Raw genomic sequence first — 25578 nt, 5'->3', positions numbered from 1 at the left:
CTCAGCGGGGCGCGGCCGGCGCGGCCACGGCAGGGGAGGTGGGATGGCGCTTGCGCCATTGCTTGAGCACGGCGGTGCGCAGCGACAACAGCAGCAACCAGCAGAGGAAGCCGATCGCCAGCCAGCCGCTCAGGGTGAACACGTCGTTGAAGCCGCGTACGTTGGCTTCGCGGCGCGTGGTCTGCGCCAGCTGCGCGGTGCCTTGTGCGCTGCGCAGCACCGGGTCGGTGATCTGTGCGGCATACAGTTGCTGTTGGACGCGCAGCCGCTGCGCCACCACCGGATCGGCCGGATCGAGCTGGCTGGTCAGCGCGCTGGAATACAGCTGTTCGCGATGCAGCTGGAAGGTGCCCAGCACCGCAGAGCCGGCCAGCCCGCCGAGGGTCTGGGTGATCGACAGTGTCACCAGGAAGGTGATCATGTGGTCCACGCCCTGTTTCAGCGCGGCGGAGATGCCGAGCATGATCAGCGGCCCCATGAACATGCCGGCACCGACCGACGCCAGGAACTGGCTGACGAAGAAGTCCTGCGGGCGGTCCTGGCTGGTGCGGTGCTGGTCGAAGAACGCCGCTGCACCCAGCAGCAGGATCGCCATCAGCAATTGCGGAATCAGCCGCTTCGGGCCGAAGGTCAGCGCGGTGCCGGCGATGCCGGTGATCACCCCGGCCAGGATCACCACGAACAGCGGGCGCATCTGGTCCGGCCCCATGCCCAGCGTGCGCATCAGGTTGACCACACCGTAGGACTGCTCGGTGGTCAGGAAGCGGATCAGGAAGGCGCCGACGATGAAATGCAGCACCGGCAGCGTCGACAGCCAGCGGATCTGCAGCAGTGGATTGCGCCGGTAGTGCTCGATGATCAAGGCGGTGGTGGACAGCACGATCGAGGCGATCAGCGCCCAGCCCAGCCACGGGGTGTTGAGCCACCAGCGCGTGTAGCCCTGCGCCAGCACGATCACCAGCAGGGCGACGGCCGGCGCGAGCAACGCGAAGGTAAGGAAATCCAGCGGCTCGAAGGCCTTCACCTGGATGCCGGGCGGCAGCTTCAGCACCACGACGGCGGCGAATGCGCACAACGCCAGGCCGGCCTCGAACGAATAAAGCTGGTGCCACTGGCCGGTATCAACCAGTCCCGGGGACACGATCCAGGCGATCGGCACCGCCAGCTGCGAAAGGCCGACACCGACCACCAGCAGGTTGCCGGTGAAGCGACGCGGCAGCGCCTGCAGCATGTACAGCGTGCCCAGTGTCGAACAGGCCGCGCCGGCGAAGCCGCTGGCGGCGCGGGTCAGCATCGTGGTCTCGAAGCTGCCGACGAACAGGTGAAGCACCGCCAGCGCCGCATACAGGCCCAGCCCGATTTCGGCGAACAGGCGGATGCCGTACTGCTGGCGGAACTTGAAGGCCAACAGGTTGGCGGTGACATTCGCCATCGCATAGGCCGCTACCAGCCAGCTGCCCTGGGTCGGGGTCAGTGCCAGCTGGCCTTGGAGGAACGGCAGGTTGGCGGTGACCAGCGCATTGCCGAGGCCGCCGGTGATCGCTACCAGCAACGATACCATCGCATAGGCTGCACGCCGGTACGGCGGGTGCCAGGGCATCGACGCCGAGCCGGGCATGGTCGGCTTCTCATGCTCCTCCCAATCCGGAACCGGCTTCAGGTACGGCTGGACCATCAACGGGCCTCGCTGGTTGCTCCCTGAAGACCCCCACGCAGCAGCTGCAGGGCACGCCCGGCCAACTGGGCGCGCTCGTCGCGGGTCTTGCCGCGCAGGGCCGCACCCAGCATGCCCGAGATCAGTGAAATATCCGTCTTCTCCAGATCGGCGCGGCACAGCCCGGCGGCCTTGGCGCGTGCGATCGGACCTTCCAGCAGGTCGCGCACGGTTTCGCGTGCGGTGCGCATGGCCGGCACGTCCGAATCCACCGCGCGCCAGTAATCGGCCAGTGCCGGCGAATCGATGATGCGCTGGGCCATGCCCTCGAACACCTCGAACAGCGCATCGTCGCGATCGCCGAGCTGTTCGACCTGGCGCCGGATGCGGTCGACCGTGCGCTGCAGCAGCGCCTGGATCAGCGCGGTGCGGTCGGGGAAGTTGCGGTAAAGGGTGGCGCGGCCCACCTGGGCGCGTTCAACCACCAGGTCCAGCGGGGCAGTGACGCCGTGTTGGCCAAATACATGATCGGCGGCGTCGAGGATGAGGGCACGGCGGGCAGCGGCATCGGCACGTTGGGCGGTCATGGCTTCATTTTCGGACATTAGTGTCCGGATGGTGAGACAGTGAGTGACGGGATTGTCCGGTTGTTGTCGTACGCACATCTTTGTGACGGATGCGTGATGGTGCCGGCCCCAACGAAACGGGGGCCCGAAGGCCCCCGTGGGAGATGCAGTAGATCCACGCGATGGGTGGATGCCGATGCTCCGGGCGCGGATCTTTCCTGCGGAAAGGAATCCGACCCCCGCCGTACGCGATCAGAAGTACGCGCGGATGCCGAATGCGACGCCACGGCCCGGCAGCGGCGCATAGTCGCGCAGCAGCGAGGTGTGCGGGCGCACTTCGCGGTTGGTCAGGTTGCTGCCATCCAGGAACACTTCGTAGCTGTTGGTCGCGTTGCGGTCCCAGCGGTAGGCCAGGTGCGCGTCGACCAGGGTGTAGCCGTTGCTCGGCTCCTCGTTCTGCGCCACATCCTTCTGGCGGCTGTAGCGCACGGCGCCCAGCGAGGCGCGCCAACCGTCCTTCGACCAGCGCAGGTCGGCGCCGACGCGGGCCGGGGCGATGCGCGGCAGGTAGCCGGTGTTGGCCAGTTCCACCGTGTAGTTGTGGTTGTGGTCGCCGTGCGGCACGGCGATGTCGAGATTGCGGCTGCCGCTGCCATCCAGCTTGGCTTTCACGTAGTCACCGAACAGGCGCAGATCCCAGTCACCGGCGTTGCCTTCGAACAGGTGTACCAGCGCTTCGGCTTCGGCGCCCTTGAACACCGCGTCCTGCTGGGTCCACGTTCGCACCGGCAGGCCTTCGGTGATGCCGGTGTCGGCCAGGTAGATGAAGTCCTTGAACTTCGTCTGGTAGATCGACGCAGAGAAGTCCAGGCGCTCGCTGTGGGTGTGGATGCCCAGCTCGACGCGCTGGCCACGCTCGGTCTTCAGATTGGCGTCGCCGATCTCCAGTGAGCGGGTAGCGATGTGCGCACCGGCGGCGTACAGCTCTTCATTGGTCGGCGCACGCTCGGAGCTGTCCACGCCGAAGCGCAGGTCGACGGCATCGTTGAGCTTCCAGATGCCGGCAGCGGACAGGTTGGTGGCGTCGAACGTACGGCGGCGGTAGTCGCCGCTCGGGTCCAGCTTGACCTGGTCATGACGGCCGCCCAGTTCCAGCTTGAACGGGCCGAACTGCTTTTCCTGCAGCACGAACACGCCCAGGGTGTCGGTGCCGGTGTTGGGCACGAATGCCTCTTCGCCCTTGGCGCCGAAGCGGCTGTTGCCGAACTGCAGGCCGAACGCGCCATTCCAGCCGGCGATCTCGTTCTGCACTGCTTCCAGGCGCCCTTCGATGCCCTGGTTGGTGAAGCGGGTGGACGGCACGCCGGCTTCCAGTTCGGTGTGCTCGTAATCGGTGAAGCCGGCACGCAGGTTGATGTTCTTCAGGAACGACACCGGGTTGTAGATGCCCGCCTTCAGGTCGAAGCGGTTCTGCACCATGTCGATGCGAACGTCATGTTCGTCACCTTCCTCCCCGTCGCCATGATCGTGGTCGTGATCATGGTCGTGGCCGTCACCATCGGCATGCACGTGCGCGCCGTTGGGAATGCCGTAGTTGGTGCGGTAGGTGCTGGCGGCGAGGCCGAAGTAACCGCCTTCGCCCAGCCAGGTGGCGCCCAGGCCACCGGCGCGGGTGCGGATGGAGCTGTTGTCCAGGCGTCCACGACGCGGTTCGTCCGCGTCCGCATCGCCGTGGTCATGATCGTGGTCGTGGTGGTCTTCCAGCGCATCGATCACGGCATAGCCGGGAATCCTGTAGTCATCGCCATTGCGCACCAAGCCATCGACGTGGATCACCCAGTCGCCGTTGACGCCGTCGAGGCGGAACATGCCGCTGCGTTCCTTGTTGACGGTATTGCCGCGGATCTCGGCGCGGCCGCTGAGCGGACGGTCCGGCAGCTCGCTGGCGATGCGGCCATCGACCACGTTGACCGCGCCGCCGATCGCGCCGCTGCCGAACAGCAGGGTTGCCGGGCCCTTCAGCACTTCGATCTGGTCGGCCAGGAACGGCTCGATGCTGGTGGCGTGGTCGGCGCTGACGGTGGAGGCATCCATGTTGCCGACGCCGTTGGACAGCACCTGCACGCGCGGACCTTCCTGCCCGCGGATGATCGGGCGGCCGACGCCGGGACCGAAGTAGGTGCTCTGCACGCCCGGCAGCTTGGCCACGGTGTCGCCGAGGGTGCCGGCCTTCTGCTCGTCCAGGCGTTCGCCGGCCAGCACTTCCACCGGTCGTGCCAGCGACTCCGCGTTGCCCTGCAACGGCGAGGCGGTGACCCGCACCGACGACAGCTCGGTCAGGTGGCGGTCACGATGGGAGTCGTCATCGCCGGCGGCAAAGGCCACGGAGGGCAGCAGGGCGGCGAGGGCCAGGGCCAGGGAATGCGGCTTGAACCGCGGGATTGGGGCAGGCATGGGCAGGTCCTTTGTTACAATGTATCAATCACGGGGCGCACGAATCCCGTCGGCGAGACAGGGGGAGGGAAACCGTGCGGGTCGGGAACGGATGTTATATTATTCCATAACGATTCGCCGACCCTGCTGGAAGTCATGTCCCTGTCCTCACGCCTGCGCCACCTGCTCGACCGTTTCGGTGCCACTGGTTCGATGATGTGCGCGGTGCACTGCGCGGTGATTCCCGTACTGCTGGCCGCAGCCCCTTCGCTGGGCCTGTCGTTCTGGCTGAGCGACGGCGTGGAGCGGGCCCTGGTGGTGTTCGTGACCCTGCTTGGCCTGTTCAGCCTGGTCTGGGGCTACCGTCGCCACGGCGCCCTGCGTGCACTTGGTTTTCTCATTCCGGGCCTGGTGGCGCTGTGGGCTGGGGTGCTGTACGACCCGCTGCACCACAACGCGGTGCCGCATGCGGTGGTGATGACCATTGGCGGCCTGCTGGTGGGCGTCGCCCATCTGGTCAACCTGCGCCTCAACCACGGCCACGTCCACGACGCCAGCTGCGCGCACTAGGCGCTCCGTGATACGCTTTCCGATCGTGCGCGGGGGCGCCCAGCAAGGCGGCCCCGCCGAACCCGTGTCAGTACGGGGTAACCAGATTTCACACTTGAGGAGTTGAAGACATGGGTAAGGGTGACCGCAAGACCGCCAAGGGCAAGCGCTACAACGCCAGCTACGGCAACGCCCGTTCGCACACCGCGAGCAAGGTCGCCGTAGGCGCCGCCGCCCCGGTTGCCAAGAAGACCGTGGCCAAGGCTCCGGCGAAGAAGGCTGTGGCGAAGAAGGCCGTCGCCAAGGCCTGATCAGGCCGGTGATGAGTCCAAAGAAAACGCGGCGCCTGGCGCCGCGTTTTTTTATGCGTGTCGTCCGGGCCGCCGCGTTCGCCGGGCCATGCCCGGCGGAGACATTCGATCAACGCAGGGTCTGCTTCAGCGTTTCCGGATTGCCATCATTCGGCGCGGCAGGCACCTGCAGCAGGTGGGCCAACAGCGGGTAGACATCCACGTTGTCGAAGCCATCGATCACTACACCCTGGCGGAACGACGGGCCACCGGCCACGAACACCGCACGCATGGAGGGCAACGCGTTGTCGTAACCGTGCGAGCCGCGATCCTGCTTGGCGCGCATAGCGATCTTTTCGCGGTGCAGCGCATCCCAGCCTTCATCCATGGCGCAGACGATGGCCGGAACCCGCGGATGCGTGCCGTAATGCCAGCGCGGCGGCAGGTTTTCCTTCTTCCAGCATTCGTAATGCGCATGGCGGCCAAGCAGCGCGCGCTCGGCATCCGCTTCGCGGCCAGGCAGCGGGGCGAACCCGACCGACTGGCCCTGGCTGACATTGCGCGCGATGGCTGGGGCCACCATCGATTCGGTGGCGATCACATGGCCATCGGCCACGCTGGCCATGCCGTGGTCGGATACCACGATCACATTGGTGGTCGATGCCAGGCCGCGCTGCTGCAGCCCATCGAGCACCTGCCCGATGATCTGGTCGGCACGCACGATGGCGTCGGTGTACTGCTTCGAATCCGGGCCGTAGTGATGGCCGGCCTTGTCCACGTGTTCCATGTACAGCGTGGTCAGACGTGGCGCATCGGCGTCGGTCTGTGCCAGCCAGTCGAGCACGATGCCGGCGCGCTGCTCCAGCGGCTCCTGGCCGTCATAGACGCGCCACTGGCTCGGGCGCACGCCGCGGATTTCCGACTCGCTGCCCGGCCACGAGGTGGTGGCGGTGCGCACGCCAACGTTCTCGGCGCCGACCCAGATCGGCTCGCCGCCCCACCAGCCACTGGTGGTGACCGCGTCGCGGTTGCTCAGTTCGAAACGGCCCAGCGTCGCATCGTCCATGCTGTTGTTGACGATGCCGTGGTGGTCCGGGCGCAGGCCGGTGACCAGGGTGTAATGGTTGGGGAAAGTCAGTGACGGATAGGACGGGGTCATCCAGCGTGCACGCACGCCGCCGTCGATCAGTCGCTGCAGGTTCGGGGTCAGGCCGCGGTCCAGCGCGTCGGCACGCAGGCCATCGATGGAGATCAGCAGCAGCTTGGGCGGCGCAGCCGCTGCAACAGGGGTGGGAACAGAGGCGGAAGGGGCGGGCGCGGTGGTGCAGGCGGCCAATGGCAGCAGCAGCGCCAGCGCGCAGGTCAGGCGTACGGAAGTCATCCACGCATGATAAGCCGGTGCAATGACCAAGCCGAGACAGGGCCCGCTATCGCGTGCCCTGTCCACGCATTTCTCCTTATCCCCGCGCCTGTCGGCGCGCCCCCCTCAACAACAAGGGGCTCTTCTCCAGACAGATTACAGACGCTTCCATCCACGCATGGCGTGGATCTACCGTGTCGACCGGACCCACCTCGCCATGCCTCGGAATGCTGCTGTTGCTTCAGCCGTTGCGGTTGCCTCTGCGGGTGCCGGGCGCAGCCCGGCCAGCAACTCTCAGGCGAACAGCGGCGCCTGGCGCTGTTCCAGCCGCAGCAGTGCAGCCTTGGTTTCCAGCCCGCCGCCGAAACCGGTCAGCGCGCCGTTGCTGCCGATCACGCGATGGCAGGGCAGGATGATCGGCAGTGGATTGCGGCCGTTGGCTGCACCCACCGCGCGGGTCGCGCTGGGTTGGCCCAGGTGCTGCGCCAGTTGCAGGTAGCTCCAGGTCTGGCCGAACGGGATCAGCGCCAGCGCCTGCCACACGCGCAGCTGGAACGGGGTGCCACGTGGCGCAAGCTGCAGGTCGAACTGGTGGCGCTCGCCGTGCAGGAACTGCAGAAGCTGGTCGCGCGCTTCCGGCAAAGCATCCGGCGCGTAATGCCAGTCGTCGCGGCCGCGTGCCGGATGGCGGTTTTCCGGGAACAGCACATGCGACAGGCCACGCTCGTCACCGGCGATGGTCAGCACGCCGATCGGGCTGTCGAAACGGTCGTACAACAGGGTCATGTCGGTTCTCCAACGAAGGTGCCGGACAGGTGCCACAGGTGCAGCACGGCGTAGGCGCGCCACGGGCGCCACGGTTGCGAGCGCGCTTCGGCCGCACGCTCGCTCAGGCGCTGGCCCTGGGCGTGGCCGAGGACCTGCTGCAGCACCAGGTCGCCGGCGGGGAAAGCATCGGGCTGGCCAAGTCCGCGCAAGGCGATGTACTGCGCGGTCCACGGGCCGATGCCGGGCAGTGCCACGCAGCGGGCCACGAACTCCTCCAGCGCCTGGCCGGGCCCGAAGTCGAGCTGGCCGCTGGCGCAGGCAGCAGCCAGCGCACGCACGGTGGCGGCGCGGGTACGCGGCAGGCCGATCGATTCCAGCGGCGCTTCGGCCAGCACCTCCGGCGCCGGGAACTGGCGATCAAACTCGCACGGCATGCCAGGCAGATGCGCCCCGTACGCATCCACCAGGCGCCGCGCAAAGGTCGTGGCCGCGGCGACGCTGACCTGCTGGCCGAGCACGGCGCGTACGCCGACCTCGAAGCCATCCCAGCCACCGGGAACGCGCAGCCCGGGGCGTTCGGCGATGCCTCGCGCCAGCAGCGGTTCTTCGCCCAGCGCGGCATGTACCTGCTGCAGGTCGGCATCCAGATCGAATACGCGACGCACGCGGCGCACGATGTCGGGGATCAGGCGCGGATCCACCGCACCCAGCTGCAGACGCAGTTCCGGGCGCTTGGTGTCGGCGGTCACCCGCAGCAGGGTGGGGCGCTCGGGTGTGCCCAGCACCCGCTGGTAGCTGTCTTCGCCGATCAGTTCAATGCCGGGCAGGCTGCGTTTGCGCAGGAAGGCCAGCATGCGCGGGAAGTCCAGCGGCGGGCGATACACCAGGCGCAGTACCAGGCCGCCGTCATCGGCAGCCAACGGCTGGTGCTGGCGGCGCAGCGCGGTCGGCGCCATGCCGCAGCCCTGCAGGAAGGCGGTGTTGAAGCGGCGCAGGCTGTTGTAGCCGGCGGCCAGCGCAACGTCGGTCACCGGCAGCGTGGTTTCAGTCAGCAGCTGCTTGGCCAGCAGCAGGCGGTGGGTGGCATGGATCTGCCCGGGTGTGGCGCCGAGATGTTCGACGAACAGGCGCTGCAACTGGCGCGCGCTGAGTCCGATCTTCTGCGCCAGGTCCGCGACCGGCTGCTCCTGCAGGAAGCCGCCGTGGATGATGGCCAGGGCGCGCTGTACGGTCTGCCCGGCGAGGGCCTGCTGGGCCTGTGGCGCCAGTTCCGGCCGGCAGCGCAGGCAGGGGCGGTAACCGGCAGCGGCGGCCGCGGCTGCGGTCGGGTAGTAGGTGATGTTGCGCGGCTTCGGCGGTGGTGCCGGGCACACCGGGCGGCAGTAGATGCCGGTGCTGCGCACGGCGGTGAAGAACACGCCGTCGAAGCGCGCGTCGCGGGCCAGGCGGGCGCGGTCGCAGGCGGCGGTGTCGAGGGCGAGTGCGGTGTCCATGGCGCCAGTCTAGGCCTGCGGGGGCGGCGATACTCGCCACATTCGGACATGGATGCTGAAGGGGGTTGGGCAGGGCTGCGCCCTGCACCCGCAGAGGCCACAGCAACAGCAACAGCAGGCTTCCTGCGAGAGGGCGGGGTAGGTCCGGTGGCAGGAGACGCTGCAAGTCCCCCTCCGGGGCCCGGCCCAGCCGCTGGCGGCTGGGCGTTGGGCGCTTGCGAAGCAGTGCTTCGCAAACAATGCGCCCTCACCCTTGTAAGCTCGGTCGCCGCTTGCTCGTGTGCGCTGTCCTGCGCACACGGCAAGACCGGGGTTGGGCGTCCTGCCCAACCCGCCCGAGGCATGCCTCGGGCCCATGGCGCTCACGCCCCCCCTGCCCCCGGGCCCACTCCGCCTTCGACAGGTTCCTGCGACCTGCCGGAAGGGCATCCCGCTCTGGTAGGTCTCGACCTTGGTCGACACGCTTTCCCAAGGGTCAGAAGAGGTTCAGTGCCACGCGCTGAATGCGCGCGCTGGACGGGTAGACTGTGGCCCTTGTTCCCTTGAAATCCGGTTGCCCGATGTCCGCCAAACTGCGCTGGTTGCCCCTGTTGTGCCTGGCCCTGGCGGGCTGCAGTCAGCTGGAGAATCCGGGCAACGTGACCGCCGCCGACAAGGCGGCGCGGGCGCCGGCCAGCGATGGCGAGAACATGGTGTCGATCAATGCGGCCGATGCGCCGCCACCGCCGGCACCGCCGCGCAGCCAGGCGGATCGGCCGTGGCCGCAGGCGCAGTTGGAGAATGGCCGTGCCTGGGTCAGCTGCAGCACGGAATATGCGGGCGAGGCCGGCGACGGTGTCGAGCTGGAAGGCCTGCAGCGCGAGCAGATCACCCAGGCACTGGCGCCGTGCGCCGAGCGCGGCCTGATGCGCGTGCGTTACGCCGGCAAGATCAATCCGGGCTTCGCCGAGATGATGTGGCGGTTGGCGGTGGTCGCCGACCAGCAGAAGATCCACAAGCGCATCCTCGATCTGGATTCCAGCGGCGGCCAGGTGGAATCGGCGATCGTCGCCGGTGACAGCATCGGTGAATCCGGCTGGACCATCTGGGTGCGCGAAGGCTCGATCTGCCACAGCGCCTGCGTATTCGTGCTGGCCGCCGGTGACAATCGCCTGCTGTCGGGCAAGGTCGGCATCCATCGCATGATGCGCATCAGTTCCAAGGCCACCTCGCGCGCGGAACTCAACCGCGAGCTGCACGAGGTCTACGACAACGTGAAGGACTACCTGCAGCGCAACGGCGTGGCGGTGGGCGTGGCCGACCTGATGATGACCGTGCCCAACCGCAGCCTGCGCCTGCTGACCCCGGACGAACTGCGCCAGTACGGCCTGGATGGCACCAATGCGGTGCAGGACGATCTGGAGCGGATCAAGCAGATGCGTGCCTGCGGCGACGATTTCGTGCAGCGCAAGGACGCGTTCCTGATCGCGTTCGACCAGCAGTGCAAGCGCGAAGGCGCCGACATGGAGTCGATCAACAGCTGCGGCCAGGCGTTGAAGCAGCGCTTCGGTTTCCCGGATGCGGTGTGCCCGGAAGAAAGCCCGCTGTCGGAGATCGACGTGGCGACCCTGCCACCGGCACCGTCGGAGCCGCCGCCGGTGGCCGAGCAGGCGCCCGCAGACGTCGCCAAGCCCGCCGCGCAGGCCGATGCCGCCGTGGTGGAGGGCAGTGCCCGCGCGCGCTGACGGCGCGGTCACCACGCTGGCGTAGACTGCGGTTCTTTCCCGAGAACCGGCGGTGTCCATGAAGCGCGTGCTCCTGCTGCTGTCCCTGATGCCCTTCACCGCGTTGGCGCAGGCCCCTGCGCCGAGCACGTCTGCACCGGCACCTGCGCGGCCTGCACCGGCATCGCCAGCGGCTGCGAAACCGGCCACCGCCGGCGCTCCGGCGTTGACCGCCGCGCAGCAGGCGCAAGTACAGAAACAGGATGCGGAAATGGGTGCGGCGGCGATGAAGGCCGCGCAGCTGGTCGATGCCAACCGCGCTGGCGAATTGTGGGATGGCGCCTCTGCCGTCGCGCGCCGTGCGGTGCCGAAGGCCGCCTTCGTCAGCCAATTGACCAACGAACGCGCGCGCCTGGGAGCGCTGGCCGGGCGTGGCCAGCCGACCATCACCCGGGTCAAGTACAGCGCCGGTGCCGCCGTGCCGGAAGGGCTGTACATCAACGTCAGCTTCCCGACCCGGTTCGCCAACAGCGCGCAGCCGGTGCGCGAGCTGGTCTCGTTCCGTTTCGACGAGGACCAGGTGTGGCGCCTGGCCGGCTACAGCCTGCGCGCGTCGGCACCCTGAGGAGATGAACCATGGCAACTGAACTGACAATGCTGGCCTGGTCGGTGCTGCTGGGCTTCGTCTACATCTTCGCCACCTCTACCGTGGTCACCCGCGAGCGCGGGATGAAGTGGAATGCCTCGGCACGGGATGGCGATGCAAAGCCGCTCAGCCCACTGGCCGGTCGCCTGCAGCGGGCGCAGGCCAATTTCCTGGAGACGTTCCCGTTCTTCGCCGCCGCCGCCATCGCAGTGGTCGTGGCCGGTCGCGGCAACGACACCACGGCACTGGCGGCGCAGGCCTACTTCTGGGCGCGCGTGATCTATCTGCCGCTGTACGCCGCAGGCGTGCCCTACGTGCGCAGCCTGGTGTGGCTGGTGTCGCTGCTGTCGGTCCTGGCGCTGGTGTTCGCACTGCTGTAACCCGGCGCTGATCCAGATCAAGGCCGCTCAGCTGCGTGGCGCTATGCTGGCGCGGACTGAATCAACGGCAGGAGGCGCGCATGCGCAGGATGGACGTGGTGGTGGTCGGCGCAGGGCCCGCGGGCCTGTGCTTCGCGCGCGCGCTGGCTGGCAGCGGCCTGCAGGTCGGGCTGGTTGACGTCCAGCCGCGCCAGGCCCTGGTCGAGGCCGCCTTCGACGGGCGCGAAATTGCGCTGACGCATGCCTCGCGGCAGAGCCTGGAGCAGCTGGGCCTGTGGCAACGCCTGCCGCACGCCGAAGTTGCCGAACTGCGCGATGCCAGGGTGCTGAATGGTGGCTCGCCGTTCGCGCTGACCTTCGCCAGCAGCCAGGTTGATGGCCAGCCGCTGGGCTGGCTGGTACCCAACCATCTGATCCGCCGCGCCGCGTGGGATGCGGTGCAGGGCCAGGACGGCCTGGAACTGTTCGACGGACGCAAGGTGCTGGGCGTGCAGGCCGATGCGCAGGGCCACGTGGTCAAGCTCGATGACGGCAGCCAACTGCATGCGCGCCTGCTGGTGGCCGCCGACAGCCGCTTCTCCGCCACGCGGCGCATGCTCGGCATCGGGGCGCAGATGCGCGACTTCGGCAAGTCGATGCTGGTCTGCCGCATGCAGGTCGAGCGCGATCATCACCACACCGCGTGGGAGTGGTTCGGCTACGGCCGCACCATGGCGCTCTTGCCGCTCAACGAGGGCCAGGCTTCGGCGGTGATCACGCTGCCGCCGCGGCAGATCGAGGAGCTGCTGGCAATGGACGAGGTGGCCTTTGGTGAGGCGGTCAGTGCCTGCTTCGAGCACCGCCTCGGCCGGATGCAGCCGGTGGCCACGGCGCAGGCGTACCCGCTGGTGGGGGTATACGCGCACCGTTTCGTCGGCGAGCGTTCGGCGCTGATCGGGGATGCTGCTGTGGGCATGCACCCGGTCACCGCGCACGGCTTCAACCTGGGCTTGGCCAGCGCGCAGCGACTGGCGCAGGGCATCGTCGCGCAGCAGCGACGCGGTGCCGATATTGCGGCCGCGGGCATGCTGGCCAGCTACCAGCGCGGTCACCGGTTGGCGTCGCGGCCCCTGTATGAGGCCACCAACGCGATCGCCAGCCTGTACACCGACGATCGCCGTCCGGCGCGCCTGCTGCGGGCGGCTGGCCTGCGCCTGGCACAGAGCGTGGCACCGTTCAGGCAGTTGATCGCCTCGCACCTGACCCAGCGCGTGGCCTGAACGGATTCAGGCATCAGCCGGCGGCCAGCACCCGGATCTGGCTGTCGGCGAATTCCACCACCTGGCCTGCGCGGATCTTGCAGGCCTTGCGCAGTTCGACTTCGCCATCGACCCGCACCTTGCCGTCACTGATGACCATCTTGGCCTCGCCGCCGCTGGTGACCAGGTCGGCCAGCTTCAGCAGCTGCTTGAGTTCGACGTAGTCACCGTCGAGGTCGAATTCGAGAATCTGCATGGAACGGATTTCCTGGGAAGGGGCGCGGGCCAGCGGCCGGGCCGGGGAAGAGGGCGCGTATTGTGCGCCAGCACGGGGCATGACAGCACGCGCACGACAAGCTGTACGCCTTGTTCAGGATCAATGCGGTATGATTCCGCTCTGAGCGAGTGAAATCTCCTCCGACCGAGCAGCGCCAGGGCACGCGATAAGAAGGGCGCCCAAAGCGCGGACCATCCCCTTTTTTATCGCACTGCCAGGAAGACGGCAGTGCCTTCGGAGTTCCCCATGTCCCAAGATTCCCAAGCGCCGCTGCAGTTCGCGCAGCTCGGCCTGTCCGAGCCCGTGATGCAGGCGGTCACCGCCATCGGCTACGAAACCCCGTCGCCGATCCAGGCCGCCACCATCCCGGCGATGCTGGAAGGCCGCGACGTGCTGGGCCAGGCCCAGACCGGTACCGGCAAGACCGCTGCGTTCGCACTGCCGGTACTGTCCAACATCGACCTGCAGCAGATCAAGCCACAGGCCCTGATCCTGGCGCCGACGCGCGAACTGGCCATCCAGGTTGCCGAGGCGTTCCAGTCGTATTCGTCGAAGATCCCGGGCTTCCGCGTGCTGCCGGTGTACGGCGGCCAGCCGTACGGCCAGCAGCTGTCGGCCCTGCGTCGTGGCGTGCACATCGTGGTCGGTACCCCCGGCCGCGTGATCGACCATCTGGACCGCAGCACCCTGGACCTGTCCGAGCTGAAGACCCTGGTGCTGGACGAGGCCGATGAAATGCTGCGCATGGGCTTCATCGACGACGTCGAAGCCGTGCTGAAGAAGCTGCCGGAGCAGCGCCAGGTGGCCCTGTTCTCGGCCACCATGCCGCCGCAGATCCGCCGCATCGCGCAGACCTACCTGCAGGACCCGGTGGAAGTGACCATCGCGGCCAAGACCACCACCTCGGCCAACATCCGCCAGCGCTACTGGTGGGTGAGCGGCATGCACAAGCTGGACGCGCTGACCCGCATCCTGGAAGTGGAGCCGTTCGATGCGATGATCATCTTCGCGCGCACCAAGGCCGGCACCGAAGAGCTGGCCAGCAAGCTGCAGGCCCGTGGCCTGGCCGCTGCCGCCATCAACGGTGACATGCAGCAGGCCCAGCGTGAGCGCACCATCGCCATGCTGAAGGAAGGCAAGCTGGACATCCTGGTCGCCACCGACGTGGCCGCCCGCGGCCTGGACGTGGAGCGCATCAGCCACGTGCTGAACTACGACATCCCGTACGACACCGAAAGCTACGTGCACCGCATCGGCCGTACCGGCCGTGCCGGCCGCAGCGGTGAGGCGATCCTGTTCGCCACCCCGCGCGAGAAGGGCATGCTGCGCCAGATCGAGCGCGCCACCCGCCAGCCGATCGAAGAAATGCAGCTGCCGAGCGTGGAGGCGGTCAACGACACCCGCATCAACAAGTTCACCTCGCGCATCACCGAAACCCTCGATGCCGGTGGTCTGGACTTCTACCGCCAGCTGCTGGAGCGCTTCGAGAACGAGCAGAACGTGCCGGCCATCGAAGTGGCCGCCGCGCTGGCGAAGATGCTGCAGGGCGATACCCCGTTCCTGCTGCAGCCGCCGGTGCGTGCCCCACGTGAAGAGCGCGCGCCGCGCGAGCGTTTCGATCGTGGCGACCGCCCGGAGCGCGGTGATCGCTTCGACCGCAACGAGCGTGGTCCGCGTTTCGAGCGTGGCCCGCGTCGTGACGATGCCGAAGGTGGTTCCGAGCAGCGTCCGCGCCGCGAGGTTCCGCCGCGTGGTGCACCCGAGCAGGGCATGGAGACCTACCGCATTTCGGTGGGCCACCAGCATGGCGTGAAGCCGGCCAACATCGTCGGTGCCATCGCCAACGAAGCTGGCCTGGAAAGCCGTTTCATCGGCCGCATCGACATCCACGACGACTTCTCGCTGCTGGACCTGCCGGCACAGATGCCGCCGGACGTGCTGTCGCACCTGCAGAAGGTGTGGGTGTCCGGCCAGCAGCTGCAGATGCGTGCGCTGGCCCCGGGTGAAGACACCAACCCGGCCCCGCGTCCGTTCAAGCCGCGCTTCGACAAGCGCGGTCCGGGCGGCCCGGGTGGCCCGCGTCGTGGCGGTCCGGGTGGTCCGGGTGGCCACGGTGGTGACCGCGGCGGTGACCGCGACAGCCGCCCGCCGCGCCGTGACGGCTTCAAGCCGCGCGGCCCGCGCAGCTACTAAGCCGCACCGGTAGCCCTGACAACGCCAGCCTTCGGGTTGGCGTTGTCCGTTCCGGGCCGGCAAAAAGGGACGGAGGGGATCAAGTCGTTTTCGGCATAAGCCCCCCCCGGCCAGCCGTTCACGACATGGTCCCCTCCGTCCCTTTTTTCGCATGGCCAACACATTGCCGGTCCTAGGCTGACCCGGTTCCAAAGGAGGTTGTCACCGCAGCACATTCGGGGGGATCCGGGATGGGTAGGAGTGGCACGGACCAAGAGAGCCGGCGGGTGCCGATGACCCGTGGCCTGGGACTGCGATTTGCGTTGTTGACGGGCATGGCGATCGGACTGGTCGCACTGTCTGCCTTGATCCAGGAACTGCAGGCTGCTTCCACCGCCTGGATCGCCGGCCAGGGCTACTGGTCGCGCGGCCAGCAGGATGCGACCGCCGCGCTCAGCCGCTACCTGGCGCGCGGTGATGCGCAGGATCTGGACGACGCACGCCAGGCCCTGCAGGTGCCGTTGGGCGATCTGCAGGCGCGACTGGCCCTGGAACAGGCCGAGCCGGACGAAGTGAAAGCCAGGCAGGGTTTCCTGCAGGGCGGCAACGCGCGCGCTGACATTCCGCGGCTGGTGTTCTCGTTCCGGTATGCACGCGACATCGGTGCGTTCCATGAAGCGACCGCACTGTGGCGGCAGACCGACGGCGACCTGATGGCCGTGCAGCGCCTCGTTGACGAGTTGCAGCTGCGGCATGGCCAGGGTGTGTTGCCCGTCGTTACACGTGACCGCTACCTCCAGCAGCTGCGTGATCTCGATCGTCGCCTGCAGCTGCAGGCCCAGGCGTTTTCGCAGGCACTGCTGCGCATGGCCACCATGGTCCGTATCGCGACGCTGGTGGTGGGAGGACTGTCGGTGCTGGCGATCAGCCTGATGGCGGTGGCCCTTGCCCGCCGCGTAGGCAAGGACCTGACTGAACACGAGAGCCGCTTCCGTGCGGCCTTCTACCAGGCCAACGTGGGCATGCTCAAGCTCGACACCGAAGGCAAGGTGATCGAAGCCAACCAGGCGATGGCCGACATCCTCGATTACCGGCGTGAAGTGCTGCTGCAGATGTCACTGGGCGATCTGTTGATGGAGGGTGAGCTGGTCATCGACGGCGTTGGCCGCATCGACTGGGACCGTCAGCTGCGGCCGAGCGAACTGCGATTCTGCCGCCGCGACGGCAGCCTGGTGTGGGGGCGCTGGAGCGGGACCGGCGTGCGCACCACGGGCGGTGGCCTGTCGGTATTCGCGATCATCGAAGACGTGAGCCAGACCCATGCGCTGGCACGCGAGATCGAGCACCACGCGAGCCACGATCCGTTGACCGGCCTGATCAACCGCCGCGAAATCGAACGCCTGCTGGAACGTGCGCTGCTGCAGGTGCGAAGCGAGGGTGGCACGCATGCGTTGAGCTACATCAACCTGGACCATTTCAAGCTGGTCAACGACAGCTTCGGGCATGCTGCCGGTGACCAGATGCTGCGCAGCTTCGCCGAATACCTGGTTGCAGCGGTGCGTGACGGAGACTGGGTCGGACGGCTCGGCGCCGACGAGTTCGCGGTGTTCCTCGCACATGCCGGCCAGGACGAAGCCAAGCGCGTGCTGCAGCGTGTGATCCGCAACCTGGGGCAGGCCACGTTCCCGATCAGCGAGGGCAGCCCGCAGCTGAGCTGCAGCATCGGCGTGGTCGAAGTCAGCACCGATGCCCCGGACGTGAACTGGCTGATGAGTGCCGCCGACAGTGCCTGCTATGCCGCCAAACAGGCCGGGCGCAACCGCGTGCACTGCTTCAACGAGAACCGCATGGCGCTGGAGGAGCGGCGCCAGGAGGCCGAGCGCCTGCAGGGTGTCAGCCTGGCAATGGCCGAGAACCGCATGCTGCTGTACGCGCAGCGCATCGCCCGCGTGGGTGACCCCAACTACCTGCATTACGAGGTGCTGGTGCGCATGCGCGGCATCGATGGCAGCCTGCATCTGCCCGGCCAGTTCATGCCGGCGGTGGAACGCTACGGCATGGCGGTGGCGTTGGATCGCCACGTGCTCGGCCTGCTGTTCCGCCATCTCCAGGTCTGCCCGGCGCACGTGCGCCAGCTGGGCCTGTGCAACGTCAATGTATCGGCCCAGTCGATCGCCGAGCCGGGCTTCCTCGCCTTCGTCTGTGACCTGCTGGAACGCAACCGCGCGCTGGCATCCAAGCTGTGCTTCGAGATCACCGAAACCGCCGCGATCAGCAACCTCAGCCAGGCACGCGCTTTCATCGACGCAGTCAAGGCACGCGGTTGCCGCATGGCGCTGGACGATTTCGGGTCCGGCCTCTCTTCGTTTGGCTATCTGCGCCAGTTGCCGGCCGACATCCTGAAGATCGACGGCGCCTTCGTCCGCGACATGGACACCGATCCGGTCAGCCACGCCACCGTGCGTGCGATCAGCGAGCTGGGGCGCGAGCTGCAGATGGAGGTGGTCGCCGAATGGGTGGAGACCCCGGAGGTCGCCGGTGCGCTCACCCGGCTCGGCGTGCAGGGCCTGCAGGGTTATGCGATCGAGCGCCCGCAGCCGCTGGAACGGATGACCCTGACCGATCTGAGGCCGTCCAGGCTGGTGGCGGTAAAGGGACCCGCCGGCGTTGGCTGAACGGCCGGCGCCGACTTTGGTCTACACATGTGCGGCGTGCCCGGCTGCGATAATGCGCGCCAAGGGGCGACGCGCAGTGGGCGCGGACGTAAGCAGGAACAGGACGTGGCGTGGGCGGCAGGCAGAGGCGGTTCGGAACGGGAGCGGTGCTGGCCGTCCTGATGGTGTGGTTGGCGTTGCCGTGGCCGCTTGAGGCTGCAGAGGCCGTGTCGGGCCGCGATTATCTTCTGGTCGGCAGCGCGACCGACGCGCCGACCCCGCACCGTGCGTGCACGCCGCAGATGCTGTCCGGCGCCCGCCAACAGGCCGAGGTGCCCGCGCCGCCGAACGGCTGGTCGGGTGAACCGCAGGCACTGGATGTGTTCAACGTCTTTGCCGGTGAAGTGCGCGTCCAGCACGGCGACCGCGAGATCTGCGGCGACATGCACGACGCCCGCACCCGCGATTCGCGCTTCCGCGCGGGCATCGGCCTGGTGGCCGTGCCGCCGGCGGGCAGTCACGAGCCGTTCCGGGTGTCCTGGCAGACGCCGCTGAAAGCGCGCTGGGTGCCGACCCTGCGGCTGGGCGCGCCCAGCCCGGTACAGCAGAACGACACGGCCCGGCTGCTGGTGCGCGCCGCCTGCATCGCGGTGGCCATCGCGCTGGCGCTGTCGGCGCTGATGGCGTTCCTGACCACGCGCGACCGCAGCTTCCTGGTCTACATCGCAGGCACCACCGTGCTGGTGCTGTGGCAGGCCATCCTCGGCGGTCTCAGCGGTTACCCGGAACCCTGGCTGCCGGTGGAGGAGCATGGGGCGAGGTGGCTGCTGTCGTTGACCGCAGCCTCGCAGGCGCTGGTGCTGCCAGCGCTGTGGCGGCTGAACGGAGGCGACCGCGTGCTGCCTCGATCGCGCGTGGCCCAGCTGCTGGTGCTGTGGACCCTGATCGTGCTGGCCGCGCTGGTCCCGTGGCTGCGCTGGGAGCATCTGGCCTGGGTCGCACAGGGCCTGCAGGTGTCCTATCTGTCCGGGTGTGGCCTGGCGTTGCTGGTCGGCCTGTGGGCACGCTGGCGCGGTGACCGTTGGGCGCAGGCGGGTCTGGCTGCGCTGGCACCCATGCTGGTACTGATCATCGCCGATGCCTGCGGTGCGGAGTGGCTGTTGGAGTATCGGGTGGAGGCGCTGCAGCTGGCGGTGACCTGGTTGTTGATGATGGCGGCCTACGCCCTGAACCAGCGGCTGGGCCGCCTGCGCCAGCAGCGTGACGAGTTGCGCCAGCTGGCCGAGACCGATGGCCTGACCGGCCTGCCCAACCGTCGCGCCGGCCTGCAGCAGCTGGCGCGGCATCTGGAGCGTGTCAACCGCGAGGGAGGGCCGCTGGTGATCGGCTTCCTCGACATCGACCTGTTCAAGGACATCAACGACCGCCATGGCCACGCGGTCGGCGACCAGGTGCTGGTGGCCGTCGCGCGCGCCCTGCGCACGGCGGTGCGCAGCCAGGACGAAGTGGTGCGGATGGGCGGCGAAGAGTTCCTGCTGCTGATGCCGGGCATGCCGCGTGAGGCGGCATCGGCGCGGCTGGACCGCCTTCGCCAGCGCATCACCGAGGCTGGCCTGGCGCTGCAGGTGGCGGGGCTGGAGGTCACTGCCAGCATCGGCCTGGCACAGTGGCGGCCGGGCGAGGATGACCTGGCGGCACTGCTGCGGCGGGCCGACCATGCCATGTACGTGGCCAAGCGCGCAGGCCGCAACCGGGTGTTCGACGGTGAAGAGCTCGATCCACCCGGCCCGGCATGAGGCGCAGCGGGCAGCGATGCCGGATAATAGGGCGATGACCACCCGACTCAACAAACACATCGCCGACACCGGCTTCTGCTCCCGCCGCGAGGCTGATCGCCTGATCGCCGCCCGCCGCGTCACCGTCAACGGCCACCCGGCCGGCACCGGTGCGGTGGTGGGCGCAGAAGACCAGGTGCTGGTCGACGGCCAGCCGCTGCGCGCCCGCGTCGCCCGCAAGCCCGGCACCCGCCGCCACGTCTACATCGCGCTGAACAAGCCGGTTGGCGTCACCTGCACCACCGAGACATCGGTCAAGGGCAACATCGTCGACTTCGTCGGCCACGAACAGCGCATTTTCCCGGTTGGTCGCCTGGACAAGGAGTCCGAAGGCCTGATCCTGATGACCAGCAACGGCGACATCGTCAACCAGATCCTGCGCGCCGAGAACGGCCACCAGAAGGAGTACCTGGTGGCGGTGAACAAGCCGGTCACCGATGAGTTCCTGCGCGGCATGGCCCGCGGCGTGCGCATCCACGACCAGATGACCCTGCCGTGCAAGACCTCGCGGATCGCCAAGTTCGGTTTCCGCATCACCCTGCAGCAGGGCCTGAACCGGCAGATCCGCCTGATGGCCGCTGAGTTCGGCTATCGCGTGACCCAGCTGCGCCGCGTGCGCATCGACAACATCAAGATCGGCGCGTTGAAGCCGGGCCAGTGGCGCAACCTGACCGAGCAGGAGCTGCAGGGCCTGCTGCCGAAGCAGCTGGACTGGTAAACGACGCCCGTGGGGCCGAGCCGATGCCCGGCTGTCATTTGCCGGGTGCAGCCGGCAACGGGCTCGGCTCCACATCCGCTAGACTTCGCGGCGACCTGCCGGAACGTGACGCTGCATGATCAAGCCCGACAAGCCTGCCAACGAAGCCCTCCGGCTTGAGGCGCTGTACCGCTACCGCATCCTGGATTCGGAGCGCGAAAAATCCTTTGACGACCTGGTGGTCATCGCCAAGGCGGTCTGTGGCACGTCGATGGCGGCGGTGACCCTGATCGACGTCGAACGGCAATGGTTCAAGTCGATCCAGGGCATCGATGCGGCGGAGAACCTGCGCAGCGAATCGATGTGCGGCCACGCCATCCTGCAGCCGCAGGAAATCATGGTGGTCGAGGATGCGCTGCAGGACATCCGCTTCCACGACAATCCGGTGGTGACCGGTGACCCGCACATCCGCTTCTACGCCGGGGCGCCGCTGATCAGCTCCGATGGCCTGCCACTGGGCACGCTGTGCGTGTTCGACGCGCATCCGCAGCACCTGGCCAGCGACAAGGCCGAAGCGCTGGCCGCGCTGTCACGTCAGGTGATGCTGGTGATGGAGCTTCGCCGCTTCGCCCTCGACATCCAGACGCACATGCTGGAACGCGACGACTACGAGCGCCTGCTGTCTGACTACCATGACGTGCTGCTGGCACAGAATGCGGATCTGGCCGCACAGAGCCGCACCGATGCATTGACCGGCCTGCCCAACCGCCGCGCGATGGCGGCCGCGCTGGAAGAGGCGGTGGCCGGGGATCCGCCCAGCGTGGCCTGCGTGGCACTGCTGGACATCGATCATTTCAAGCACATCAACGATTTCCAGGGGCACGCTACCGGCGACCGGGTGCTGGCCGAACTGGGGGCGCTGCTGCGCTCGCATTTCGCCGGTCGCGGCATGGCCGCGCGCTATGGCGGCGAGGAATTCGTGGCGGTGATGCCGGGTACCGACCTGCGCACCGCTGAACTGCAATGCGAGTTCCTGCGCATGGCGGTGGCCGACCTTCCGCTGGGGTTCCCGGTGACGATCAGCGTCGGTGTCGCCCAGCACCGCACTGGCGAGAGCGTGGACGAGACCCTGGCACGTGCCGACAAGGCGCTGTACCAGGCCAAGGGCAATGGACGCAACCGGGTGGAACGGGCGGACTGAAGCGCCCCGCCCGGTAGATCCACGCCATGCGCGGAGGTTGTTCCCGATTGGATAGCGCCGTGTCGCGGCCTGTGCGATTGCGCCCGGCGACTATGGCGTTCCTGCTCCCCGGACACGACCATGCTGCAGACCCTGGCCATTTCCCACTACCGCTCGCTGCATGGGCTGGTGCTGCCGCTGCAGCCGTTGAATGTGGTCACCGGCGACAACGGCAGTGGCAAGTCCAGCCTGTACCGCGCGCTGCGCCTGTTGGCGGAAACCGCACAGGGCGGGGTGGCGGCGCTGCTCGCCCGCGAAGGTGGGCTTGGGTCGGCGTTGTGGGCGGGCCCGGAAAAGATCGACCGCCGCGTCACTGCGGGCGACATGCCCCTGCAGGGGGGCCCACGCCAGGAAGCGGTGGGCCTCAAGCTCGGCTTTGCCACCGACGCATTCGGTTATGCGATCGACCTGGGCTATCCGCCGCCCAGCCGCTCGGCGTTTGCTCTGGATCCGCAGATCAAGGCCGAGGCGATCTGGGCCGGACCGTTCCTGCGCAGTGCCAGCCTGCTGGTCGATCGCCGTGGCGCGACGGTGCGGCAGCGCCACGCGGGCGGCTGGGATCGGGTCGATGATCGGTTGTCACTGTTCGACAGCCTGTTCACCCAGGTCGGTGATCCGCAGCGCATGCCGGAGACCATCGCCCTGCGTGAGTACATTCGTCGCTGGCGCTTCTATGATCATTTCCGCAGCGATGCCGACGCGCCGGCGCGGCAGCCGGCGATGGCCACGCGCACGCCGGTGCTGCATCACGACGGCCGCGATCTGGCCGCGGCCTGGGTGACCATCCTCGAGATCGGGGATCCAGTTGCATTGGCGCGCAGCGTGGACGATGCGTTCCCGGGCGCCTCGGTAGGCTTCGAGGAACGGGAGGGCCGATTGGCGCTGCGCTTCCACCAGCCCGGGCTGCTGCGGCCCTTGTCGATGACCGAGCTGTCCGATGGCACCCTGCGTTTCCTGCTGCTGGCTGCCGCGCTGCACAGCCCGCGCCCGCCGCCGCTGCTGGTGCTCAACGAGCCGGAGACCAGCCTGCATCCGGACCTGCTGCCGGCGCTGGCGCGGCTGATCATCGCCGCCAGTGCACGCAGCCAGGTCTGGGTGGTGTCACACGCCAGCCGCCTGATCGCCGCATTGGAGCAGGCACCGGGCTGCCACTCGCTGCATCTGCACAAGCAGCAGGGCCGCACGTTGTTGAGCGGGCAGGGGCTGCTGGACGCCCCGGCGTGGCATTGGCCGCAACGCTGAAGCGGCAATGCATGCCCGGTAGATCCACGCCATGCGTGCAGGCACTCAATCGGCGATGTTGCGCGCCTCGGCCGTGCCAAGGATCTCCGGATGCTGCACCGGCTTGCGGCGGTTCAGCAGCGGATGCAGGAACACTGCACCGACGATGATCGCCACGCCCAGGTAGAACCACGGGGTGACCTCGTGCTGCTCGCGCAGCAGCACCACCGCCAGCACCACCGCATAGACCGGTTCCAGGTTGGTCACCAGCTGCACGGTGTAGGCGCTCAGGTGGCGCAGCGCGACCAGGGCCAGGGCGAACGGCAGCAGCGTGCAGAACCCGGCCAGTACCAGCAGCAGGATGCCGTCGTGCAGGTCGGGAACCACCCACAGCGGGCTTGCCAGCGCTGGCAGCAGGTAGGGCATCAGCGGTGCCAGCAGGGTCAGGGTGAGGGTGCCGGCCCCCAGCTCCAGTGCGGTGACCGTGAGCGGATCGGCGTGGCTGACCATGCGCTTGTTGAGCGAGCCGAACACTGCCACCAGCAGCGCCGAGATCGCGCCGATCAACACACCCAGGCGCATGCCATCGGGCACGCCGCCGACCACCAGCGCAACACCCGGCAGCACCACCAGCCCGAAGGCCAGTTCACGCAGCTGGAACGGCCGCTTGGCCACCCACGGCTCGATGATCGACGTGAACACCGGCGCCAGTGCGATGCAGGTGGCGGCCACCGAGGCATTGGCCAGCTTCACCGCGCCGTAGAACGTCAGCCAGTGCAGAGCGACCAGCGCGCCGATGCCGGCATAGCCGGCCACCAGCCGCAGGGGCAGGGTGCGCAGCCCGCGCCACACCCGTGGCAGCAGCGCCAGCATCGCCGTCACCAGCAGCATGCGCCACCACACCAGCGGCAGCGCGGGCAGGGTGATCAGCTTGCCGAGGATGGCGGTGACGCCCCACAGCAGGACACAGAAGTGGATCTGCCACAGCGCTTTGCGGGTGTCGGGTGTGCTCATCCGCCTATTGTGAGGCAAGGCGAACGTCGCAGCGCTACCCGCGTGTGGAATTACCGGCGTCGTCGCTGAGCCGCTGCAGCGCCATCGCCGCCGCTGGGTTGCGGACCTTGCCCGCGCCGATACACAGCAGGTAGACCTCGCGTGGGAGTTCCGGAGGCGGCCCGGCCAGGCACGGCAGGTCATCCACCGGCTCGCCGCGCGACCAGCGCCGGGCCCGTTCCGCCCAGCGTTGCTGCACGGGCGCCGGCAGGCCCTCCCTCAAGCGGGCCTGGCTGCGCTTGATCCTTGCGTAGACGAAGCGGGCGCTGACATCGCCGTGCAGGGGGGCCTCGTCGCTGTCTTCGATCACCAGCGCCACGCCATGCGCGCGTGCAGCGGCCACCAGTGCCGGCCCATGCGCCTCGGCGTTGCGGACTTCCAGAGCGTGTTGCAGCGGCACACCCTCCAGCTGCTTTGGCAGCTGCGCCATCAGCGCCGCCAGCATGGGCGCATCGGCCGGATGGCGTGGATCGAACTGCCACAGCAGCGGGCCCAGCCGATCGCCGAGCGCGAGGGCAGCCTGCAGGAAGGGGGCCGCAGCCTCCACGGCGCTGGACAGGTCACGGCGCTGCACCAGATAGCGGGGCGCCTTCATCGAAAACCGGAAGCCGTCCGGCGTCTGCGCGGCCCACTGCGCACACTGCGCTGCGGTCGGCGTGCGGTAGAAGGTGCCGTTGATCTCGATGCAGCGCAGGGCACGGCTGGCATGGGCCAGTTCTTCACGCTGCGGCAGGCCCATGGGATAGAAAGCGCCGCCGCGCCACTCGGGAAACACCCAGCCGCCGATGCCGCAGCGGATTGCTGCGGCGGTCACTGGCCGTGGTCCGCGCGCCACGGGTCGTAGCTGCCGAACCACCACAGGTAACCTTCCGGGTCGGCGCAGGCGTAACCACGGCCACCATAGTGCTGGTCGGCGATGTCGATGACGATGCGGGCGCCTGCGGCCCTGGCCCGGGCGTAGTGCGCGTCGGCGTCGGTCGCGATCACGCAAGCGCTCTGGGTCTGGCGCCCGCCGACCTCGTCCGGCATCGCGGCGTGCTGGCTCCAGGCGCTTTCCTTGTTGGCCGAGCCGAGCATGATCATGCCGTTGCCGAAGGTCAGCTGCGCATGGAACACCGTATCGCCGTCGGCGTACACGGCCTGGGCATGGAAGCCGAACGCGCGCTGCAGCCAGTCGATGGCCGCCAGCGCATCGCGGTAGAGCAGGCACGGAATGATGGTGGATCCATTGCTGGGTTGGCCGTTCCCGCCCATGACACCCCTCCTATGGCACAGGGCAGGCTGCGCCGCCGACCGTTACCATCCCGCGAAACCCCGGTGACGGCCTGCACACGGCCGCTACCCCCGTT

Annotated in this window: 22 protein-coding genes; 12 read left to right on the top strand and 10 right to left on the bottom strand. The window is 68.2% G+C overall.

The genetic code is table 11. The features are described 5' to 3' along the window. Window position 1 precedes the first annotated feature (1 nt). From AC5P8Z_RS03045 to AC5P8Z_RS03035, 3 genes are all read right to left on the bottom strand, one after another. Window positions 2–1675: an MFS transporter gene (locus AC5P8Z_RS03045; RefSeq protein WP_495228048.1), complete on the bottom strand. Its 1674-nt coding sequence runs from the start codon at window positions 1673–1675 to the stop codon at window positions 2–4. Further along, entirely contained in the window at window positions 1675–2241 is a 567-nt protein-coding gene (locus tag AC5P8Z_RS03040; protein ID WP_286071389.1) for a TetR/AcrR family transcriptional regulator, read from the bottom strand. Before AC5P8Z_RS03040 ends, AC5P8Z_RS03045 begins: the two co-directional genes overlap by 1 nt. Window positions 2242–2472: 231 nt before the next feature. Next, window positions 2473–4674: a TonB-dependent receptor gene (locus AC5P8Z_RS03035; protein WP_495228047.1), complete on the bottom strand. Its 2202-nt coding sequence runs from the start codon at window positions 4672–4674 to the stop codon at window positions 2473–2475. A 135-nt stretch (window positions 4675–4809) separates the two neighbouring features. Between AC5P8Z_RS03035 and AC5P8Z_RS03030 the strand changes: the two genes are divergently transcribed. Beyond that, entirely contained in the window at window positions 4810–5223 is a 414-nt protein-coding gene (locus tag AC5P8Z_RS03030; protein ID WP_495228046.1) for a MerC domain-containing protein, read from the top strand. 110 nt (window positions 5224–5333) lie between these two features. After that, the gene (locus tag AC5P8Z_RS03025; RefSeq protein WP_004150462.1) at window positions 5334–5513 is read left to right on the top strand and encodes a 30S ribosomal protein THX; all 180 of its coding nucleotides are present in this window, start codon (window positions 5334–5336) and stop codon (window positions 5511–5513) included. 109 nt (window positions 5514–5622) lie between these two features. On the opposite strand, the gene AC5P8Z_RS03020 is transcribed toward AC5P8Z_RS03025, so the two are convergent. From AC5P8Z_RS03020 to AC5P8Z_RS03010, 3 genes are all read right to left on the bottom strand, one after another. Further along, the gene (locus AC5P8Z_RS03020) at window positions 5623–6873 is read right to left on the bottom strand and encodes an alkaline phosphatase family protein (protein ID WP_495228045.1); all 1251 of its coding nucleotides are present in this window, start codon (window positions 6871–6873) and stop codon (window positions 5623–5625) included. 273 nt (window positions 6874–7146) lie between these two features. Further along, entirely contained in the window at window positions 7147–7638 is a 492-nt protein-coding gene (locus AC5P8Z_RS03015; RefSeq protein WP_495228044.1) for a methylated-DNA--[protein]-cysteine S-methyltransferase, read from the bottom strand. Next, window positions 7635–9113: a DNA-3-methyladenine glycosylase 2 gene (locus AC5P8Z_RS03010; protein WP_286071393.1), complete on the bottom strand. Its 1479-nt coding sequence runs from the start codon at window positions 9111–9113 to the stop codon at window positions 7635–7637. The genes AC5P8Z_RS03015 and AC5P8Z_RS03010 overlap by 4 nt, the downstream gene beginning before the upstream one ends. Window positions 9114–9673: 560 nt before the next feature. Between AC5P8Z_RS03010 and AC5P8Z_RS03005 the strand changes: the two genes are divergently transcribed. The 4 genes from AC5P8Z_RS03005 (at window position 9674) to ubiM (ending at window position 13101) form a co-directional block, all read left to right on the top strand. Beyond that, a complete protein-coding gene (locus AC5P8Z_RS03005; protein WP_286071394.1) occupies window positions 9674–10837 on the top strand; it encodes a COG3904 family protein in 1164 nt (387 codons plus the stop codon). Between the two features lie 58 nt (window positions 10838–10895). After that, on the top strand, window positions 10896–11441 hold the full coding sequence (locus tag AC5P8Z_RS03000; RefSeq protein ID WP_295565632.1) for a DUF4019 domain-containing protein: 546 nt from the start codon (window positions 10896–10898) through the stop codon (window positions 11439–11441). An 11-nt stretch (window positions 11442–11452) separates the two neighbouring features. Next, window positions 11453–11842, top strand: a complete 390-nt coding sequence (locus AC5P8Z_RS02995; RefSeq protein ID WP_295565633.1) for an MAPEG family protein — start codon at window positions 11453–11455, stop codon at window positions 11840–11842. 80 nt (window positions 11843–11922) lie between these two features. Then, window positions 11923–13101 carry a 5-demethoxyubiquinol-8 5-hydroxylase UbiM gene (ubiM, locus tag AC5P8Z_RS02990; RefSeq protein ID WP_495228042.1) on the top strand — a complete coding sequence of 393 codons (1179 nt, stop codon included), beginning with the start codon at window positions 11923–11925 and terminating at the stop codon, window positions 13099–13101. A gap of 13 nt (window positions 13102–13114) precedes the next feature. On the opposite strand, the gene AC5P8Z_RS02985 is transcribed toward ubiM, so the two are convergent. Next, complete coding sequence (locus AC5P8Z_RS02985; protein ID WP_495228041.1) at window positions 13115–13336, bottom strand: RNA-binding S4 domain-containing protein; 222 nt, start codon at window positions 13334–13336, stop codon at window positions 13115–13117. Between the two features lie 267 nt (window positions 13337–13603). On the opposite strand from AC5P8Z_RS02985, the gene AC5P8Z_RS02980 reads away from it, so the two are divergent. From AC5P8Z_RS02980 to AC5P8Z_RS02955, 6 genes are all read left to right on the top strand, one after another. Beyond that, window positions 13604–15550 (top strand): DEAD/DEAH box helicase, encoded by a 1947-nt coding sequence (locus AC5P8Z_RS02980; RefSeq protein WP_286071399.1) that lies wholly within the window; start codon window positions 13604–13606, stop codon window positions 15548–15550. Between the two features lie 230 nt (window positions 15551–15780). Continuing rightward, window positions 15781–18204 carry a putative bifunctional diguanylate cyclase/phosphodiesterase gene (locus tag AC5P8Z_RS02975; protein ID WP_286071400.1) on the top strand — a complete coding sequence of 808 codons (2424 nt, stop codon included), beginning with the start codon at window positions 15781–15783 and terminating at the stop codon, window positions 18202–18204. 110 nt (window positions 18205–18314) lie between these two features. Further along, window positions 18315–19979 (top strand): sensor domain-containing diguanylate cyclase, encoded by a 1665-nt coding sequence (locus tag AC5P8Z_RS02970; RefSeq protein ID WP_495228039.1) that lies wholly within the window; start codon window positions 18315–18317, stop codon window positions 19977–19979. Between the two features lie 34 nt (window positions 19980–20013). Further along, window positions 20014–20736, top strand: a complete 723-nt coding sequence (locus tag AC5P8Z_RS02965) for a pseudouridine synthase (protein ID WP_295565635.1) — start codon at window positions 20014–20016, stop codon at window positions 20734–20736. Between the two features lie 115 nt (window positions 20737–20851). After that, a complete protein-coding gene (locus tag AC5P8Z_RS02960; protein ID WP_495228038.1) occupies window positions 20852–21916 on the top strand; it encodes a sensor domain-containing diguanylate cyclase in 1065 nt (354 codons plus the stop codon). Between the two features lie 120 nt (window positions 21917–22036). Next, the gene (locus AC5P8Z_RS02955; RefSeq protein ID WP_495228036.1) at window positions 22037–23197 is read left to right on the top strand and encodes an AAA family ATPase; all 1161 of its coding nucleotides are present in this window, start codon (window positions 22037–22039) and stop codon (window positions 23195–23197) included. A 45-nt stretch (window positions 23198–23242) separates the two neighbouring features. On the opposite strand, the gene AC5P8Z_RS02950 is transcribed toward AC5P8Z_RS02955, so the two are convergent. The 3 genes from AC5P8Z_RS02950 to AC5P8Z_RS02940 are packed head-to-tail and all read right to left on the bottom strand — an operon-like array spanning window position 23243 to window position 25483. Further along, entirely contained in the window at window positions 23243–24190 is a 948-nt protein-coding gene (locus AC5P8Z_RS02950; protein ID WP_495228035.1) for a DMT family transporter, read from the bottom strand. A gap of 34 nt (window positions 24191–24224) precedes the next feature. Continuing rightward, entirely contained in the window at window positions 24225–25043 is an 819-nt protein-coding gene (locus tag AC5P8Z_RS02945) for a DUF72 domain-containing protein (protein WP_495228034.1), read from the bottom strand. Next, window positions 25040–25483, bottom strand: coding sequence for a VOC family protein (locus tag AC5P8Z_RS02940; protein WP_495228032.1), 444 nt, complete (start codon window positions 25481–25483; stop codon window positions 25040–25042). Before AC5P8Z_RS02940 ends, AC5P8Z_RS02945 begins: the two co-directional genes overlap by 4 nt. Window positions 25484–25578: the final 95 nt, after the last annotated feature.

The organism is Stenotrophomonas sp. YJH_SMC_17 (assembly GCF_059371655.1).
Note: the sequence above shows the minus strand (reverse complement) of the source record. Positions and strands in the feature narration are given on the sequence as shown.